Source organism: Pseudomonas sp. 05T35 (assembly GCF_056396605.1).
The window spans coordinates 1-16998 of record NZ_JBFTLU010000047.1 but is presented as its reverse complement, the minus strand read 5'-3'; the positions used below and the strand labels follow the sequence as shown (position 1 = coordinate 16998).

The 16998-nt window shown below is 59.6% G+C and carries 17 protein-coding genes and 1 pseudogene; 11 read left to right on the top strand and 7 right to left on the bottom strand.

Annotated features, from left to right (window positions below):
* Positions 1-260: 260 nt before the first annotated feature.
* A complete protein-coding gene (locus tag AC1DH9_RS05745; RefSeq protein ID WP_477807910.1) occupies positions 261-971 on the top strand; it encodes an alpha/beta hydrolase in 711 nt (236 codons plus the stop codon).
* A gap of 8 nt (positions 972-979) precedes the next feature.
* On the opposite strand, the pseudogene AC1DH9_RS05740 reads toward AC1DH9_RS05745, so the two are convergent.
* A pseudogene (locus AC1DH9_RS05740) lies at positions 980-1315 on the bottom strand (hypothetical protein); the annotation flags it as partial.
* Positions 1316-1668: 353 nt separating this feature from the next.
* Here AC1DH9_RS05740 and AC1DH9_RS05735 point away from each other — a divergent pair.
* The 4 genes from AC1DH9_RS05735 (at position 1669) to AC1DH9_RS05720 (ending at position 3998) form a co-directional block, all read left to right on the top strand.
* Positions 1669-1836: a metallothionein gene (locus tag AC1DH9_RS05735; RefSeq protein ID WP_427546769.1), complete on the top strand. Its 168-nt coding sequence runs from the start codon at positions 1669-1671 to the stop codon at positions 1834-1836.
* Between the two features lie 119 nt (positions 1837-1955).
* Positions 1956-2744, top strand: coding sequence for an AraC family transcriptional regulator (locus AC1DH9_RS05730; protein WP_427546766.1), 789 nt, complete (start codon positions 1956-1958; stop codon positions 2742-2744).
* Between the two features lie 93 nt (positions 2745-2837).
* Entirely contained in the window at positions 2838-3011 is a 174-nt protein-coding gene (locus AC1DH9_RS05725) for a DUF1427 family protein (protein ID WP_071554717.1), read from the top strand.
* A gap of 30 nt (positions 3012-3041) precedes the next feature.
* On the top strand, positions 3042-3998 hold the full coding sequence (locus AC1DH9_RS05720) for a quinone oxidoreductase family protein (RefSeq protein ID WP_427546764.1): 957 nt from the start codon (positions 3042-3044) through the stop codon (positions 3996-3998).
* Positions 3999-4190: 192 nt separating this feature from the next.
* On the opposite strand, the gene AC1DH9_RS05715 is transcribed toward AC1DH9_RS05720, so the two are convergent.
* Entirely contained in the window at positions 4191-5225 is a 1035-nt protein-coding gene (locus AC1DH9_RS05715; RefSeq protein ID WP_427546761.1) for a purine-nucleoside phosphorylase, read from the bottom strand.
* Positions 5226-5267: 42 nt separating this feature from the next.
* On the bottom strand, positions 5268-6224 hold the full coding sequence (locus AC1DH9_RS05710) for a nucleoside-specific channel-forming protein Tsx (protein ID WP_427546759.1): 957 nt from the start codon (positions 6222-6224) through the stop codon (positions 5268-5270).
* Positions 6225-6492: 268 nt separating this feature from the next.
* Between AC1DH9_RS05710 and selD the strand changes: the two genes are divergently transcribed.
* Positions 6493-7527 (top strand): selenide, water dikinase SelD, encoded by a 1035-nt coding sequence (selD, locus tag AC1DH9_RS05705; RefSeq protein WP_427528162.1) that lies wholly within the window; start codon positions 6493-6495, stop codon positions 7525-7527.
* Entirely contained in the window at positions 7527-8624 is a 1098-nt protein-coding gene (gene mnmH / locus AC1DH9_RS05700; RefSeq protein ID WP_477807909.1) for a tRNA 2-selenouridine(34) synthase MnmH, read from the top strand. The genes selD and mnmH overlap by 1 nt, the downstream gene beginning before the upstream one ends.
* Positions 8625-8670: 46 nt before the next feature.
* On the opposite strand, the gene AC1DH9_RS05695 is transcribed toward mnmH, so the two are convergent.
* Positions 8671-9726 carry a permease gene (locus AC1DH9_RS05695; RefSeq protein WP_427546754.1) on the bottom strand — a complete coding sequence of 352 codons (1056 nt, stop codon included), beginning with the start codon at positions 9724-9726 and terminating at the stop codon, positions 8671-8673.
* 91 nt (positions 9727-9817) lie between these two features.
* Positions 9818-10492 carry a histidine phosphatase family protein gene (locus AC1DH9_RS05690; RefSeq protein WP_427546752.1) on the bottom strand — a complete coding sequence of 225 codons (675 nt, stop codon included), beginning with the start codon at positions 10490-10492 and terminating at the stop codon, positions 9818-9820.
* Between the two features lie 328 nt (positions 10493-10820).
* Between AC1DH9_RS05690 and AC1DH9_RS05685 the strand changes: the two genes are divergently transcribed.
* The 3 genes from AC1DH9_RS05685 (at position 10821) to hemB (ending at position 13548) form a co-directional block, all read left to right on the top strand.
* Positions 10821-11519 (top strand): glutathione binding-like protein, encoded by a 699-nt coding sequence (locus tag AC1DH9_RS05685; RefSeq protein WP_427546749.1) that lies wholly within the window; start codon positions 10821-10823, stop codon positions 11517-11519.
* Positions 11520-11567: 48 nt separating this feature from the next.
* Positions 11568-12410, top strand: coding sequence for a PhzF family phenazine biosynthesis protein (locus tag AC1DH9_RS05680; RefSeq protein ID WP_427546747.1), 843 nt, complete (start codon positions 11568-11570; stop codon positions 12408-12410).
* Between the two features lie 163 nt (positions 12411-12573).
* Positions 12574-13548 carry a porphobilinogen synthase gene (gene hemB / locus AC1DH9_RS05675; protein WP_442114831.1) on the top strand — a complete coding sequence of 325 codons (975 nt, stop codon included), beginning with the start codon at positions 12574-12576 and terminating at the stop codon, positions 13546-13548.
* A gap of 19 nt (positions 13549-13567) precedes the next feature.
* On the opposite strand, the gene AC1DH9_RS05670 is transcribed toward hemB, so the two are convergent.
* Positions 13568-15097 carry an FAD-dependent oxidoreductase gene (locus AC1DH9_RS05670; RefSeq protein WP_427546741.1) on the bottom strand — a complete coding sequence of 510 codons (1530 nt, stop codon included), beginning with the start codon at positions 15095-15097 and terminating at the stop codon, positions 13568-13570.
* Positions 15098-15241: 144 nt separating this feature from the next.
* Between AC1DH9_RS05670 and AC1DH9_RS05665 the strand changes: the two genes are divergently transcribed.
* Entirely contained in the window at positions 15242-16339 is a 1098-nt protein-coding gene (locus AC1DH9_RS05665; protein WP_427546738.1) for a DUF1615 domain-containing protein, read from the top strand.
* A gap of 36 nt (positions 16340-16375) precedes the next feature.
* Here the strand turns inward: AC1DH9_RS05665 and AC1DH9_RS05660 are convergent.
* Positions 16376-16998: methyltransferase family protein (locus AC1DH9_RS05660; RefSeq protein WP_477807908.1), on the bottom strand; the 623-nt coding region annotated here is incomplete at its 5' end.

Below are 16998 nucleotides of genomic sequence, written 5' to 3'. Positions count from 1 at the left end.
TCCGGTGTCCATCAGGGGGCATCGCCTACGGTCTGCTTCGCGACGACCTCCTCTCGATGTGTCCGGCTGCGCCGTACGGCGCTGCGCGCCCACCCCCTGATGAACACCTCCACTCGGCCTCCCGAAAGGGGCGGGTGGATCAAGATCAAAAGCAACAGCACGGCGGCCTGATAGCCGGCCTGAGTGGTGGGTTGGTTTTCGAAAGCGCTTCTTGTGGTGTTAGGCTCTGGCGCGAATTTGCCGTATTCGAGGGAAGGTCCATGTTCCGTGTTCTTGCTGTGTTGATGTTGATGGTGTCTTCCGTTGCCCATGCGGCGCTCAACGATGATTTGCCGTTGCCGTACCTTGAGCAGTCCAACCCTGATTCACGCAATCAGCCGTTGGTGATTTTTCTCCACGGCTCAGGCAGTAACGAAGAGGACCTGTTCAACATCAAGGATGAGTTGCCGACGCAGTACACATATCTGTCGGTGCGGGCGCCGCAGGCGGTGGAGGCGGACAGTTATCAGTGGTTTCGCAAGAAGGGTGAAGGCGCCTATGACGGTGAAACTGAAGACCTGAACGTTAGCGCGGGGTTGATCCGTGACTTCGTGGCGCAGGCAGCGAAGAAGTATCACACCGAGGCCGACAAGGTGTTTCTGGTGGGGTTCAGCCAAGGCGCGATCATGTCGTATGAAGTTGCCTTGCGTCATCCCGAGGCGGTGCGCGGGATTGCGGCGTTGAGCGGCAAGGTTTTGCCAGTGTTGAGAGCGCAGCTCAAGGCCGACAAGGCGCTTGAGCCGTTGGCGATTTTCATCGGTCACGGGACGGCCGACCTGAAACTGCCCTACAGCGATGGCAGCGAGGCCAACAGCCTGTTGCAGAGCATTGCGCTCACGCCGGAATTTCATGCCTATCCAGGCGTCGGCCACACCATCAGTGCGGCCGAAATGCAGGWTTTGAACGCCTGGCTGCTGCGGATCAATCAGTAGCCGGGGGCTTATTTATCGCCAAGGATCTGTTTGACCAGCGCCGCATGCCCAGCCTTGTCGTCGGCGCGGGAGATGATCTGGATCAGCATCATGCGTGTGCCGGAGCCAGCCAGCAGGCTGGTGTCGAGCGTCAGACCGCCGCCTTGGGTGGCGGTGCTGTCGATCTGGCGCAGGCCCAGGCCTTTGACGGTCAGGCTTTTCTCGCTTTGCTTGTTGAAGTCAGGCAAGGCTTCGCGTTGCTGAGTGGCGAAACCGGACACTGATTCGTCGAGAAACACAGTGTCGTTGTCTTTGACGTTCAGGCCATTGGGCAAGGTGTTTTCAGCAATGATCAGGACGGTTTTGCCGGCAGCGAAGCTGGTGACCGCTGTCAGCAACAGGACAACGGCTTTTTTACTCAACGACATGCAAACTCTCCGGGGTAATCGCGCAGTGGCGGCGATCATCCCACGGCCAACCTTGATCACTCCAGCGCGATCTTGAGTCAGGGCGCGAGAGGCGACGTGAGGTCATGTGGCTGGCGAGCGTGGGTACGCAGATCGCAATCGCAGGTCATGGTCGCGAGTGCATCGACTACCCTAAGAGATGAGCGAAGGCCGCCTGTCACGTCATCGGAACCGGTATTCATTGTGCGGTCATTGCTTCAGGGGCGGCATTGGTGCCGCCTCTGGACGACCACACGCATGGAGTCAGATAGATGAAAGCAACGACCTGCGCCTGCCCCAACTGTAATTGCAAACTGGGTGAGCACTCTATCGTCCGCCACGGTAAACACTATTGCTGCGAGGGTTGTGCCAAGCATCATGAACACGGCGAAGCCTGCACCTCGGCGGGTTGCAAGTGCGCCAAGGGGGCTCACGGCTGATAACCTCTGCCTGAACGTGGAGCCCGCTTGCGCTCCACGTTGTGCGAAGGTGTCAACTGGCGGCAGTCGTGGCGCCTCGTTACCATGGGGCCTTCTCCCTTACATCACGATTCTTGCCCATGGCCCTTGCCGCTCCGCCTGATCTCAGCGACACCGATGTGCCGGTGCAACCGTTGGCGCGCACCTATCCGCGCGGCCTGTACATCGAGCCGCACGAACATGTCTGGGGCCAGTTGCTGTATGCGATGAGCGGAGTGATGTGGGTCGAGACACCCGACGAAGCGTTGGTCGTGCCGCCGCAACGGGCGGTCTGGCTGCCACCGGGGGTGGTGCACGGGATTCGGGTGGTCTCGGACCTGCAGATGCGCAATATCTACCTGCGCCCGGCGTTGGCCGCGACGCTGGACAGCAGCGTTCAGGTGATCGAGGTCGGCGGCTTGCTGCGCGAGTTGATTCTCGGGTTGGTGGAGCAGGGCGACAGTGGCTCGGCGGAGTACTACGAGGCGCTGGTGGGGCTGGCCTTGCTGGAGCTGAAACGGGCGAAACGTTCGCTGTTGAAGATTCCCATGCCGGACAACGCCGAGCGGCGGCTGGTCAATCTCTGTCAGGCGGTCATGGCCGCACCGTCTCTGGATATTCCCTTCGAACAGCATGCCGAAAATGCCGGCGCCAGTGTGCGCACCCTGGCGCGGTTGTTCAAGGATGGGTTGGGCATGGGCTTTGCCGAATGGCGGCGTCAGGTGCAATTGGCGATTGCAGTCGCCGAGCTGATCCAGGGCGTGCCGGTCAGCACAATCGCCCGGGAGCTGGGCTATTCGCCGAGCAGCTTCAGCGACATGTTTCGCCGCGAGCTGGGTGTTCCACCCTCGCAGTTTGCCCGCGAAGGTGATTTCAGCTCAGCGCCGTAGCAGGGCATTTGGCCGAAATCCTGAAGTACTTGGCCGATCGCTTTGGCGACCACTCTCTAGACTCTGTGTATCCCCGATTACACGGAGCTCAGCATGAACTACCTCATTTCACTGGCCATCGGTCTTGGCGTTGGCTTGCTCTACGGCGCGCTGGATTTTCGTTCGCCCGCGCCACCGGCCATTGCGTTGGTGGGGTTGCTGGGCATGTTGGCCGGTGAACAGCTGTGGCCRATGGGGCGGCAACTGGTCGCTGGCTGGATCTCCTGAAATCTCTTCATTTGTCAGATGGACATTCCCATGAAAGCACTGCAATTCGATAAAACCGGTGATCTGGCGGCCCTGCGTTACGTCGAGGTACCCACCCCGGTTCCGGGTGCCAACGAGGTGTTGGTGCAGATCAAGGCTGCGGGCCTGAATCCCAGCGACGTGAAGAACGTGCTCGGACGTTTTCCCTACACCACGCTGCCACGGATTCCCGGTCGTGACTTTGCCGGTGTGGTGATTGAAGGGCCACAGGCGCTGATCGGTCAGGAAGTCTGGGGCACGGGCCGCGAGTTGGGTTTCTTCGCCGATGGCTCCCATGCGCAATACGTGAAGCTGCCGGCCAAGGGCGTCGCCCTCAAGCCAACGCATTTGAGCTTTGCCCAGGCTGCGAGCCTTGGCGTGCCCTACACCACAGCGTGGGATGCGCTGGAACGCAGCCTGGTGACTGCGCAAACCCGTTTACTGGTGATCGGTGGTGGCGCGGTGGGTAGTGCAGCGCTGGCGCTGGGAAAAATTCGCGGTGCCGAGGTGTTGGCGGCGGCACGACGTCCCGAGCAGGTCAAGGCCTTGCAGGCCCAGGGCTTTAACACGATTCAACTGGAAACACCGGAAGCGCTGGGCGCTCAGGTCAATGCGATTTTCACGGGCGGTGCCGACGTGATTTTCGACACCACCGGTTTTTGGCTGCCGGCGTCGGTAGCGGCACTGGCTACCTTCGGCCGCATCGCAATTATCGCCGCGCCGGTCGACGGCCTGGTGCAGTTGCCGGCGCTGGCGCTGTATCGCCGGGGTGGTTCGGTGGTCGGGATAAACTCGTTGCTGTACGGCGTCGAAGCCTGCGCGGCGATGCTTGAACAGTTCGGCCGGTTCTTCGATGACGGGTTGTTGCCGTTGCCGGAAGGGCTGGTGGAGTCGCCACTGGCCGAGGGGCTTGAGCGTTATGCCGAGGTGAATCAGGGCGGTGGCGACAAGGTGATTTTGTTGCCGTGACCCGATCAGTGTGGGAGCGGGCTTACTCGCGAAGACGGCGGCACATTCAGCATCAATGTGACTGATAGACCGCTTTCGCGAGCAAGCCCGCTCCCACATTTATTCTGCTGTGCTCACAATTTTTGTAATCGACGACCTTTGTAAGCGCAGCCAAAGGTTTGGGGTTCGTTCGGACGGTTTTTTGATGTCGCCTCAGGCCTCAGGCACACCGTTCTCCCACGCCGACCAGTTCTTCAGAATCTCCTGCACCAGCGGGTTGCCGGTGCGGTAGAGGTTTTCCAGGGCCGGCACAAAACCACCCTGATCGGCGTACTTGAGCAGGTTGTCGACTTCGCTGTAACCCGGATACGGACGGTCGAAGTCGGAACCGGCGCGCACCACTGCCAGGCGCTGGATATCCACCAGGCCTTCACGGCTGGCGCGCAGCAGTGCTTCATACGTCGAGTTGTCTTCCTGCTGAGTCGTGCAGTAAACGCCTTGGTTGTCCGTCAGCAAGCGGGTCCAGACTTCGGCACGTTCGCTCAAGCGTGTTCCGGAAAACCAGGTATTGCCGGCCAGGGTGTCGCATTGAGTGACCACCGGCGGTTGATTGGCCGGCGCGTAGGGATATTTCATCCGCCATGCAGCGGACTCTTTGCTTTCGCTCAGTGCAACGTTTGCGCTCAGGGCGAAGGCTTTGGCTTGCAGCTTCGGGTTGAGTTCGAAGACTTCGGTCTTGTAGTCCAGCGGCGGTTTTTCGTTAGGACCTTTGGTGTTGATGCCGATGTAACCGGTCGGCCACTCTTTGGGAGCGTCCCGCGAATCCAGTTCCCATTGCGTGCCGAACTCCACCAGATAATGCGCCCACGCTGCAGTGCCGATAGTGCCGTGGTGCGGGTTGATGCCGGCAATTCCGGCGATCAGGAAATAGCTTTTGCGCAGGTCGAATTTCGGCGACAGGGCCAATGCCAGCGTGGATGCCGCGGCGTTGGTCTGGCCCATGCCGGTGACCATCAGGCACACCTGCTGTGTATTGCAGCGAATGTTCGGGTACTCGGCGGAAAGCCCCGGTACGCGGATCTCCTGCTTGAGCTCCAGGCGATCAATCCAGGTTTGCGCTTCCGGGGCGAACATGCTGATCAGCATGACTTTCGGTGTGATCGGGGCTTCTACCGCCCAGACACTGGAAGAGAGCAGGGCGCTGCAGGCCAGACCGGCGGACAGAGAAAGGCGTGTGACGGTGTGCATGGAACCTCCTTGGTAAATGTTGATAGCGAAGCAGCTTGTCACTCAAAACTGATACCCGACACCCGCGTAGTAGCCCCAGCCATCGGAGCGAGCGCGGAAGTTGCCTTCACCGAAGTTCAACTCGCTGCCATCTTCCCAGTTACCACCGTTATGGAAATAACGCCCGACCAGGGTGAAGCGCAGGTGCGTGAATGAATAGAGCAATACGTTAGTGGCCACGGTGGCGTTGGCCGTGCGTGCCGGATTGTCTTTATGCAGATCCGAACCAAAGTCGAAGTTGGTGAAGCCGATGTAAGTCAGTGACGCGCCGTTGCTGAAGCGGTCGATGGGCACGATGTACTTCAACTGGGCGCGATAACCATCCCATGAGTATTCATTGCTGGCGCCGTAGTTCTCCCACTGATAGCGCCCGTAGAAGTTGGCCGACAGGTTGACCCGCGAATGGGTGTCGATGTCGGTGCCCAGGCCGCTGTAAAGCGTGTTGGCGCGATTGGCGGTGCTGCTGCCGTGGTCGTAGATCCAGTCGAACGCGACATACCATTCCTTGAACGGCCCGACCGCCAGGCTGCGACCCGCCAGGTAGTCGATGGAAATACGTGGCTCGTGCTCCATGAACAACGGCGAACCGTGATCCCAGGCACCTTTGTCGTGGCTGTTGCCAATGCCGAGGATCTTCGGGGCGTCAATATAGCCATACAGCTCGAATGGCCCCTTGCGCCCGAAGTACTCGTACTCCAGGTAAACATCGTCGGCCGGTTGCGGGCCGAAGCTGATGTCCTTGCTGCCGATCAGCGTCAGGTCCTGATTGAACCAGTCCGACAGGTACGCGCCTTTTTTCGGTGGGCTGGCTTCAGCGCTGAGCGTCTCGCCTTGGGCTGACTCATCAACGGTTTTTTCTTGAGCCACGGCGGCGAAGCTGAGTAGTCCCGTAACGGCGCTTAGTAGCAACGAAACAGCAACAGTGGGGCAGGACGCGGTGCGTCTGGAAGTGGTGTGCATTGAAAATCCCTGTTCGTGCAGTGGTTGGCTGAACGTGAACGCTCAGGCATTGATCAAGCGTTCATGTTACTGACGCAAACGTTTGCATGTTGCGGACCAACTTGGAGCAGGCGATTGAAATAAAGGGAAATTTTGTGAATTAGCTGACGTTTTGGTTAGCAATTTGCCTCCTCGGCGAGCGTGTCTGCTCGAAAGCGGGGCAGGCTCAGTCAGCGCTTACGCTGTGCTCTGTTAGAATTGTTGAACTTGAATTCCAGAGGTGCCCCCCATGAGCGAGCCGATTCGCCTGACCCAGTACAGCCACGGCGCAGGTTGTGGCTGCAAGATTTCACCTCAGGTGCTGGAGGTGATTCTGGCCGGCAGCGGCGCGCAGAATCTCGACCCTAAGCTCTGGGTGGGTAATGCATCGCGCGACGATGCGGCGGTGTATGCCATCGATGATGAGCGTGGCGTGGTGTCGACCACTGACTTCTTTATGCCGATTGTCGATGATCCGTTCGATTTCGGTCGCATTGCCGCCACCAATGCCATCAGCGATATCTACGCGATGGGCGGTGATCCGTTGATGGCGATTGCGATCCTTGGCTGGCCGGTCAACGTGCTGGCGCCAGAGATTGCCCGGGAAGTGATTCGCGGTGGCCGTTCGGTCTGCGATGAGGCGGGTATCCCATTGGCTGGTGGGCATTCGATCGATGCGCCGGAGCCGATCTTCGGCCTGGCGGTTACCGGGCTGGTGCAAAAGCGCCATATGAAGCGCAACGACACGGCGACCGCCGGTTGCTTGCTGTACCTCACCAAACCATTGGGCATCGGTATCCTCACCACCGCCGAGAAGAAGGGCAAGCTGCGCGCCAGCGATGTCGGCCTGGCCCGTGACTGGATGTGCACCCTGAACAAACCCGGTAGCCGTTTCGGCAAACTCGACGGCGTGACCGCCATGACTGACGTCACTGGTTTCGGGTTGCTGGGGCATCTGGTGGAAATGGCCGATGGCAGCGGCGTGACCGCGCGTATTGATTACGACCGCGTGCCACGTTTGCCGGGTGTCGAGTACTACCTCGATCAAGGCTGTGTGCCGGGCGGTACCCTGCGTAATTTTGACAGCTACGCCAACAAGGTCGGACGCATACAGGAACTGCACAAGCGCGTGCTGTGCGATCCACAGACCAGCGGTGGTTTGCTGGTTGCCGTGACGCCCGAGGGCAACGAGCAGTTTCTCGCTGTTGCCGCTGAACTGGGCCTGAACCTGGCGCCGATCGGTGAACTGGTTGAGCGACAGAGCAACGCGGTAGAGGTGATTTGATGCTTATCGATTTCACTGATTACCGCGACATCTTCCTCAACGACCGGCCGATGATGGATGTCCGCGCGCCGGTCGAGTTCACCAAGGGTTCGTTCCCTGGGGTGATCAACTTGCCGCTGATGACGGACAACGAGCGCCAGCGGGTCGGCACCTGCTACAAACAGCATGGTCAGCAGGCCGCCATTGTGCTCGGGCATCAGTTGGTCTCGGGCGAGATCAAGGCCGCGCGTATCCAGGCCTGGACTGATTTTGCCCGGGCCAATCCCGACGGTTACCTGTATTGCTTTCGCGGCGGTTTACGTTCACAGATTGTCCAGCAATGGCTCAAGGACGAGGCCGGCATCGACTACCCTCGGGTCGGTGGCGGCTACAAGGCGATGCGGACTTTCTTGTTGGAAACAGTCGACCAGGCCGTCGAACAGTGCGATTTCGTGTTGCTCGGCGGCATGACCGGCACCGGCAAAACCGATGTCCTCACCCAATTGAGCAATGGTCTGGACCTTGAAGGTTATGCCAATCATCGCGGTTCCAGCTTCGGCAAGCGTGCGACCGGTCAGCCCGGCAACATCGACTTCGAGAACCGCCTGGCGGTGGACGTGCTGAAAAAGCGTGCCCGTGGCATTGAACAGTTCGTGCTCGAAGATGAAAGCCGCATGGTCGGCAGCTGTGCCTTGCCGCTGCCGCTGTRTCAGGGCATGCAACGTTTTCCGATGGTCTGGCTCGAAGACAGCCTGCAAGACCGGGTCGAGCGGATCCTGCGCGATTACGTGGTGAATCTCTGCGCGGAATTCGTCGCTGTACATGGCGACGAGGGGTTCGCACAGTTCTCCGAGCGTATGCTGGCAAGCCTCAACAACATCAGCAAACGCCTGGGTGGCGAGCGTCATCAGCGCATGTTCGATTTGATGGAGGGCGCGTTGGCCGAGCAGGCACGCAGCGGTGCAGTGGACTTGCACCGTGGCTGGATCGAAGGGTTGTTGAACGAGTATTACGACCCGATGTACGCCTTCCAGCGCGAGAAGAAAGGCGACCGAATCGAGTTTGTGGGGGAGGAGGCTGCGGTGCTCGAGTATTTGCGTGAGCGCGGTAATCGTTAAGATCGAGACGCAAGCGCTGGTTAACACCAGCGCCTGCAATCCCCGTTTAAAGCACCATCGCGCCGATCAGGCCGCAGATCACGCCAACCAGCATGGTCAGCACGGCTACGGTCACCAGCACCCGGGTATCGAAATCCTTGCGCAGCATCAACAGCGACGGCAGGCTGATGCTCGGCAAGGTCATGAGTAGTGCCACGGCCGGTGCGGTGCCCAAACCCAGGGTCATCATGGTTTGCACAATGGGGATTTCCGCGGCGGTGGGAATCATGAACAGCGTGCCGACGATGGCCAGCGGTATCAGCCACAGCAAGCTGTTGGCCATCGCGCCGTCAACGTGCGGGAACAGCCAGACCCGGGCAGCGCCCAGAACCAGTACTGCCAGCACATAGATCGGAATAGTGGTCCAGAACAATTGCCACAAGGTCCGCGCCCAGCGGCTCAGGAAGGGTTGTGCGTCGGTTGCGCGGGTCGCTTCGGCCACGGCTTCCAGCGCCGCCTCCGGCATGTAATCGGGTCGCGAGATGCGTTGGGCGACCAACGAAACACCTAGCACCAGCACAATTCCCGCTACCAGCCGCAGTGCGGTAAAGCCCCAGCCGAGTACGAAACCCATGAACACTAGCGTTGCCGGGTTGAGTACCGGGTTGGCAATCCAGAACGCCAGTGCCGCCCCCACCGAGACGTTCTGACGGCGCATGCCGGACACCACGGGCGCGGCGCAGCAGGTGCACATCATGCCTGGCAGGGCGAACAACCCGCCGCGCAAGGTCGAAGCAAACCCGGCACGGCCGAACAATCGCAGCAGCCAGTCTCGCGGAATCAATACCTGCAACAGCGAACCCAGGATCACCGCCAGTACGGCCGCTTTCCAGATCGCCAGGAAGTACACCTTGGCATACACCAGTGCAGCGGTGAGCGGCGAGGTTTGTTCATCGTTGAGGATCGAGGCGCCGATGCTGTGGCTGTCGGCGGCCACGAATGCCTTGAGGTAGTAGGGCGACCACTTGACGTAGTAGAGGCCGATACAGGCAACCAGCAGGAACAGGGCGGGTTTCCACCAGAGCGCCAGGCCCCGGTTGGGGACCGCTAAGGAGTTGGACATAAGAGGCTCCGGACAATTAGGACAGTGGGGCATCATACTCCAGTGCAGTCTAGTCCAGAGGCCCGGATAATGGCGGGCACAAGCCGACCTGTTATGTCGGACAAGTCTGCGGGCCGTTGTTCAGCTCTTGCTTGTAACGATGGCTGAGCAAGGTGACCTTGCCGTTGTGCCAGGTCAGGGTCAGCACATACAGCGAGTCGAAATCGTTGGATGGCCAGTCGTCAAGAATAGGGCGCTTTTCACCGGTGGCCTCTTCAGCCACCTTGTTGATCAAATCCGGCAGATACCCGTGGGACCAGGCCGTGTAGATGATCGAGTTGCGGTACTTGGCGTGAAGCAGTTCATCGGCCATTTCACTGATGTCGTTGGCCGAAAATTCGATGTTCACCGGCAGCCCGAGTTTGATCGCGGTGGGGCTGATGGTCAGCAGCGGCCGGAGGTAGCTGTAGGAGGTGTCGAACTCGCCTTCCTCGACGTTGCGTGTCGGATTGGCGGCGAACACATAATTGGCCTTGCCGAATTTCTCTGGCAGCAGCTCTGCCAGCTTGATCGCACGATTCAGCCCCTGGCAGTTCAGTTGTCCGAGACCTCCGGCGGGCTTTTCTGCGTGGCGCAAGAATACCAGGGTCTGGGTGCCGTCAGCCGGTTGGGCGCGGCTCTCACTGGCTTCCAGCGCCAGGAACAGGACGCAGGTCATGAGCAAGGCCGCACAGAACACCAGGGTGCGCGGCTTCAGGGTTTTAACGAAGTTCAGGTGCTTTTTCATTGAGTTATTATTCTTCAGCGCATTCGTTTAAGGCTGACAAAACATCACACCGGGAGCTCGTGGCTTCAAGTGCTTCTCATGTCGTGAGGGCGATTCGTCTAACGCAAGGGCAGCCTTGGAGTCCACGGGCACCCTTTGGTTCGATTCGAATCGGCACGCATTACTTTATCTGCGGAGCGGGCTGGCTGACCGGAAGGTTATCGACAGAATGTTTCTGAATTAACCTGGCCCCATCAGCGTCGTGCTTATAATCTAACCGCCTTGAAGGCCGGGCATCTGCCGCGACCAACCCCCATCATCGCCATTCAACTGTCACTGGATGTTCACCATGACCGATTTGTCTGCATTCCCGATTACTGAGAAATGGCCTGCGCAGTTTCCCGAGTGGATACAGCTCTATTCCTTGCCGACGCCCAACGGCGTCAAAGTCTCGATCATGCTCGAAGAAACCGGCTTGCCTTACGAGGCGCACCGGGTGGGTTTCGACACCAATGATCAGTTCTCTCCAGCATTCTTGTCGCTGAACCCCAACAACAAGATTCCGGCGATCCTGGACCCGCATGGGCCGGATGATCAGCCACTGGCGTTGTTCGAGTCCGGGGCGATTCTGATCTACCTGGCCGACAAAAGCGGGCAACTGCTGGCGCAGGAATCGGCCGCACGTTACGAGACAATTCAGTGGTTGATGTTCCAGATGGGGGGCATCGGACCGATGTTTGGTCAGTTGGGCTTTTTCCATAGATTTGCCGGCAAGGACTACGAGGACAAGCGCCCGCGTGACCGCTACGTCGACGAGAGCAAGCGTTTGCTGAAAGTGCTCGACAGCCGCCTGGAAGGCCGCGACTGGATCATGGGTGAGCGTTACACCATCGCCGATATCGCGACGTTCCCGTGGGTGCGCAACCTGATTGGCTTCTATGAAGCGGGGGACCTGGTCGGGATCAACAACTTCCCGAACGTATTGCGTGTGCTGGAACGATTCCTGGCTCGGCCGGCAGTGATTCGCGGGCTGGAAATTCCCAAGTGACGGCAAGCGTCACGACTCCGTTTATCTAGCCCGGCTTAAGGAAGAGCAATGCCTCGATACGACTTCAAACAGGTGGACGTCTTCAGCCGTGTTGCACTGAAGGGTAACCCGTTGGCCGTGGTCTTGGGGGCCGATGAGCTGAGTGACGAACGCATGGCGGCGTTTGCGACCTGGACCAACCTCAGCGAAACCACCTTCTTGCTGGAGCCCGGCGATTCGCGGGCCGATTATCGAGTCCGAATCTTCACCACCTTGCAGGAACTGCCGTTCGCCGGTCATCCGACCCTGGGCAGTTGTCATGCCTGGCTGGAGGCTGGCGGTATTCCCAAGGGTGAGGAGATCATTCAGGAGTGTGCCGTTGGCCTGGTGCGCATCCGCCGCCGTGGCACTGACCTGGCGTTCCTCGCGCCACCGTTGCTCAAGTCTGGCCCGCTGGACGCGGCACTGGTGGAGCGGGTGCGCCTTGGGCTCGGGCTGGAAGCCGGCGCGATTATTCGGGCGCAATGGGTAGATAACGGTGCTGGCTGGTTGGCTGTGATGCTCGCTGAGCGTGAGCAAGTGCTGGCGCTGCAGCCCGACTATTCGCAGATGCTCGGGCTGGCGGTCGGCGTCATTGCGCCGTGGCACCCCGAACGTGATGGCGACGAGGCCCAGTTTGAGGTGCGCGCGTTCATTTCCGGGGACGGCATGCCCGAAGATCCGGCCACCGGCAGCTTGAATGCCGGCGTTGCCCAATGGTTGTTGGCCGAGGGGTTGGCGCCGGATGTTTACGTGGTCAGCCAGGGCCTGACCATGGGCCGCGCCGGGAGAATCCAGGTCGAACGGATCGGCGATGAAGTCTGGATCGGCGGTTCGGCCGTGACCTGCATCGACGGCAGCTTGAATCTGTAATGCTGGCGAGCTTCTTGACCGTTGCTCGCCGCCAAACTGTTACCGAATCGGAAATAAACTGTTCCTCAACTTACGTTTGTGTCGGCGGGGGAGAGGGGCATAAGCTCCCTTCCTTTATGACTTTTGTCTTGTCCAGGCCGTTGGCCTCCAGCCAGGAAACCCCATGTCCAGCCAGTTCCCCGAAGCCCGTCCACGCCGTTTGCGTCGCAATCCACAGTTGCGCAGCCTGTTCCAGGAAACCGAGTTCACCCTCAATGACCTGGTGCTGCCGATCTTTGTCGAAGAAGAAATCGACGATTTCGTGCCGATTACCAGCATGCCCGGCGTGCGGCGGATTCCAGAGTCGAAACTGGCAGGCGAAATCGAGCGCTATGCGCGGGCGGGTATCAAGTCGGTGATGACGTTCGGGGTCTCCCATCACCTGGATGGCAGCGGCAGCGACACGTGGAATGAAAGCGGTTTGGTGTCGCGTATGGCACGGATCTGCAAGGACGCGGTGCCAGAGATGATCGTGATGTCCGACACCTGTTTTTGCGAGTACACCGATCGCGGTCACTGTGGGGTGATTCACGCGGGCGAGGTGGACAATGACAAAACCCTGATCAACCTCGGTAAGCAAGCCGTCGCCGCCGCACGGGCCGGGGCGGACGTGATTGCGCCGTCAGCGGCAATGGACGGGCAGGTCCAGGCGATTCGCCGGGCGCTCGACGAAGCCGGCTTCAGCCAGACTTCGATCATGGCCTATTCGACCAAATTTGCCTCGTCGCTCTACGGCCCGTTCCGTGAAGCCGGCGGCAGTGCGCTCAAAGGCGATCGTAAAAGTTACCAGATGAACCCGATGAACCGCCGTGAAGCGGTACGCGAGTCGTTGCTCGATGAGCAGGAAGGCGCCGATGCGTTGATGGTCAAGCCGGCCGGTGCGTATCTGGACATTATCCGTGATATCCGCGAAGCGTCGCGTTTGCCGTTGGCGGCTTATCAGGTGAGTGGCGAATACGCGATGATCAAATTCGGCGCCGCCGCCGGTGCGATCGATGAGGACCGTGTGGTGCGCGAGAGCCTGGGGGCGATCAAGCGGGCGGGCGCGGACCTGATCTTCACCTACTTTGCGATGGACCTGGCGTTGAGCGGAATCTAAGCCGCCGGGTGTGCCGTTATTACCAGAGGAACGGTTTGATCCCGTGGTCCCGGAAGTAACGCTCGATGACTTTCGGGTCAGCGGACAGATCGGCGACGGCCACGTAGCTGTCGGGCCTTAATAGATAGAAGCCATTGCGCGCCAGCCCGGCGGCTTCGTGGGTCGGATGCCAGTCGAAAACGTGCAGTGCCAGGTGATGCTCGGCGCACCAGGCAAGCATTTCTTCGCTGGTGTCGCCGTACACATGAACCTGCCAGTTGAGGCTTGTCAGGCTGTCGAAGTTATCGGTCTCGCTGTCATGTGCCCAGGGCAGGCGATCACCGCCAAAAACATGGCCAGCATGGCCTTCGCTCAGAGGCATCCCGCGATAATTCAGGGTGATTTGCGACACCGTACGAAACAGATACTCGCGCGCCAATTCAAATGAGACCATTTTGGGTAGCAGGAACGGTGCAATGCGGGTGCGAATCACGTCGGCCATTGCGCCTTCGGCGGAGACGAAATTGAATACCCGGTCGGTGGTCGCCACCAGTCGCCGGGCAAAGGCCATGCGTTCGACTTCATAACTGTCGAGCAGTTTGTCGTTGGCTGCTCCATTGAGAACGGCGGCGAGTTTCCAGGCGAGGTTGATCGCGTCGCCAATACCGGTGTTCATACCCTGGCCGCCGGCGGGGCTGTGCACATGGGCGGCGTCACCGAGCAAAAACGCGCGCCCGAAGCGGAAGGTGTCCGCTACCCGGTGATGGACCCGGTAAGTCGAAAACCAGTTGACCTTGTTTACCTGAACTTTCAGGTGCTCGATGGCCCGGCTACTGACGTCTTCAAACTTGAGGGTTTCGGCCTGCTCCGCGCGTTCATCGCGCACCGTTCCGATCAACCGTGCACGGCCTTCGCCGGCCAGCGGAAAAACCGCCAGAAAGTCGGCTTCATCCAGATCCACATGCAGTTCACCATTGAGCGCCAGACCTGAGGCTTCGACGTCGGCGACATAAAACACTTGCTGGTAGGTGCCGCCGGGAAAGCCGATATCGAGTGCCTTGCGCACGGTAGAACGAGCACCGTCACAACCCGCCAGGTAGCAGGTCTGACAGGTATGTTCCTGGCCGTCGGGCAGGAGCAGCTGCGCGGTAATGCTGCCGCCATGTTCGCTGAAACCGATCAGTTCGGTGTCGCGCTCGACCACCACGCCCAATTGCTCCAGGCGTTCGATCAACAGTCGCTCGTGCTGGTCCTGCGGGAACATTTCCAGAAACGAGTAAGGGGTCAGGTCCTTGCCGATGTCCTCGAACGGTAACCGCGCCACCGGTTCGCCTTTGACCCACAGATTGACTGCCGGTACTTTGTGGCCGTTCTGCACCACGGCGTGGCTGAGGTCGAGCTGGCGGTACAACTCCAGCGTACGTGCCTGAACCGCCAGGGCGCGAGACGTAGTGCCGGGTGCGCTGGTCTTGTCGAGGATGCGCACGCGGATGCCAAGCTTGCTGAGCCAAAGCGCGAGGACCAGTCCTGTGGGACCGGCGCCAACGATCAGTACATCGCTGCGGTTCATGTCGTTGCCCTCGATCGAGAGTCCCGCTGAACAGGGGTGTATCCAGTTTAGATCCGATTGACCGAGGTGCTTGTTCCCTCGGTGCAATGGCTCAAGAAGCGATATCCTCGGCGGTCAGGGCGCTTAAAAGGACCCATGTAAAAAATGCGATCCCATCGATTGATCATGAGTGTAGTTACGTTGCTGCTATTGGCCGGCTGCGCGAATCAGGCTGCTCGGCAAGCGGCTCAACCGACGCCCGTACAGGTGAAAGCGCAGATTGCCCGTTTGTTGCCGAGCAACACCGTAGACCGTGAAGGTTGGGCCGCTGACATTTATGCGGCGTTTGCGGCACAAGCGATCCCGCCCACCACGCAGAACCTGTGTTCGGTACTGGCGGTAACCGAGCAGGAGTCGACCTTTCAAACAGACCCGACAGTGCCGGGGCTGGGGAAGATCGCCCGGGATGAAATCGATCGACGTGCTGCCAGGGCACACATTCCCGATCTGTTGGTGCGCGGAGCCTTGCAGGTCAGCTCAACCAACGGCAAAAGTTACAGCGAGCGCTTGAATGCGGTGCGCAGCGAGAAAGAGCTCAGTGCGATATTCGATGACTTCATTGGTCGGGTGCCGATGGGCAAGACTCTGTTTAGTGGCTTCAATCCAGTGCATACCGCAGGCCCGATGCAGGTCAGTGTCGCGTTTGCCGAGCAGCACGCACAGCGCTATCCCTATCCGGTAGACAGCTCGATTCGTCATGAGGTATTCAGTCGCCGTGGCGGCATGTACTTCGGCATTACACATTTGCTCGGCTACCCGGTGAGTTACCGCCAACCGTTGTACCGCTTCGCCGATTTCAATGCCGGCTGGTACGCCAGCCGCAATGCCGCGTTTCAGAGTGCACTCAATCGCGCCTCGGGTAGCACGTTGGCACTGGATGGTGATCTGATTCGCTACGACTCGATCTTGCCGGGTTCGACGGAATTGGCGGTGCGCACGTTGGGTAACCGGCTGGACATGCGCAATACGACGATCAGGGATCAGCTGGAGTTGGGTAACCGCCTCGAGTTTGAAGACAGCAAGCTATATAAGAAGGTGTTCGAGCTGGCGGAAACGGCTGAAGGCAAACCACTGCCCAGGGCAATCCTGCCGGGTATCCAGTTGCAAAGCCCGAAAATCACYCGAAARCTCACTACGGCSTGGTTCGCCAAGCGTGTCGATGAGCGTTATCAGCGCTGTATGACGCGTGCTTCGGCGGGGTAGAGTAAGCGTTGGCTGTGCAAGTACCGGGCGCTGATCTCAGTAGAGCCCGGGGATGAGTCGCCAGGTCTTCGCACAGTAAGCGTCATACTCGGCACCAAACTCACTGCGCAGCAGGTCTTCTTCGGCGTTTATGCGAGCAATGAGGGCAGGGAGCAGCAGGAGGACGAGCACGATCCCGACACTGGAGCGAAAGGCCAGCGCCCAACCCAGCGCGTTAATCAATAAACCGAGATAACTCGGATTACGCAGCCTTCGGTAAATACCGTCAGTCACCAGCGTATGCCCAGGTTGAATGGCGACCAGGCCGCTGAAGCGTTTGCCAAGTACGAACACGGGCCAGATCCGCAATGCGCCGCCCGCAATGAATAGAATTGCACCAACCCAGCGTATGCCTTCGCCACCGAAGGTCCAGAAGTCCATTCGGTCGGTATAGGCCGGAATAAACGCGGACAACACGCCAATCACCCCAAATACCGGTAGCACCCAACGGTTGTCCCGGTCCTCACGTACTCCGGAGCTCAAGTTGACTTCGGTGAGCAGCGAAACTCCCATCATCACCAGCGTCGCAAGGGCAATGATCACCAGGGCCGGATGCGAGAAAAACGCAGCAAGGCCACCCAGTCCCAGAATGGCGAGCCCGAGATAGGCCAGAACTGCTG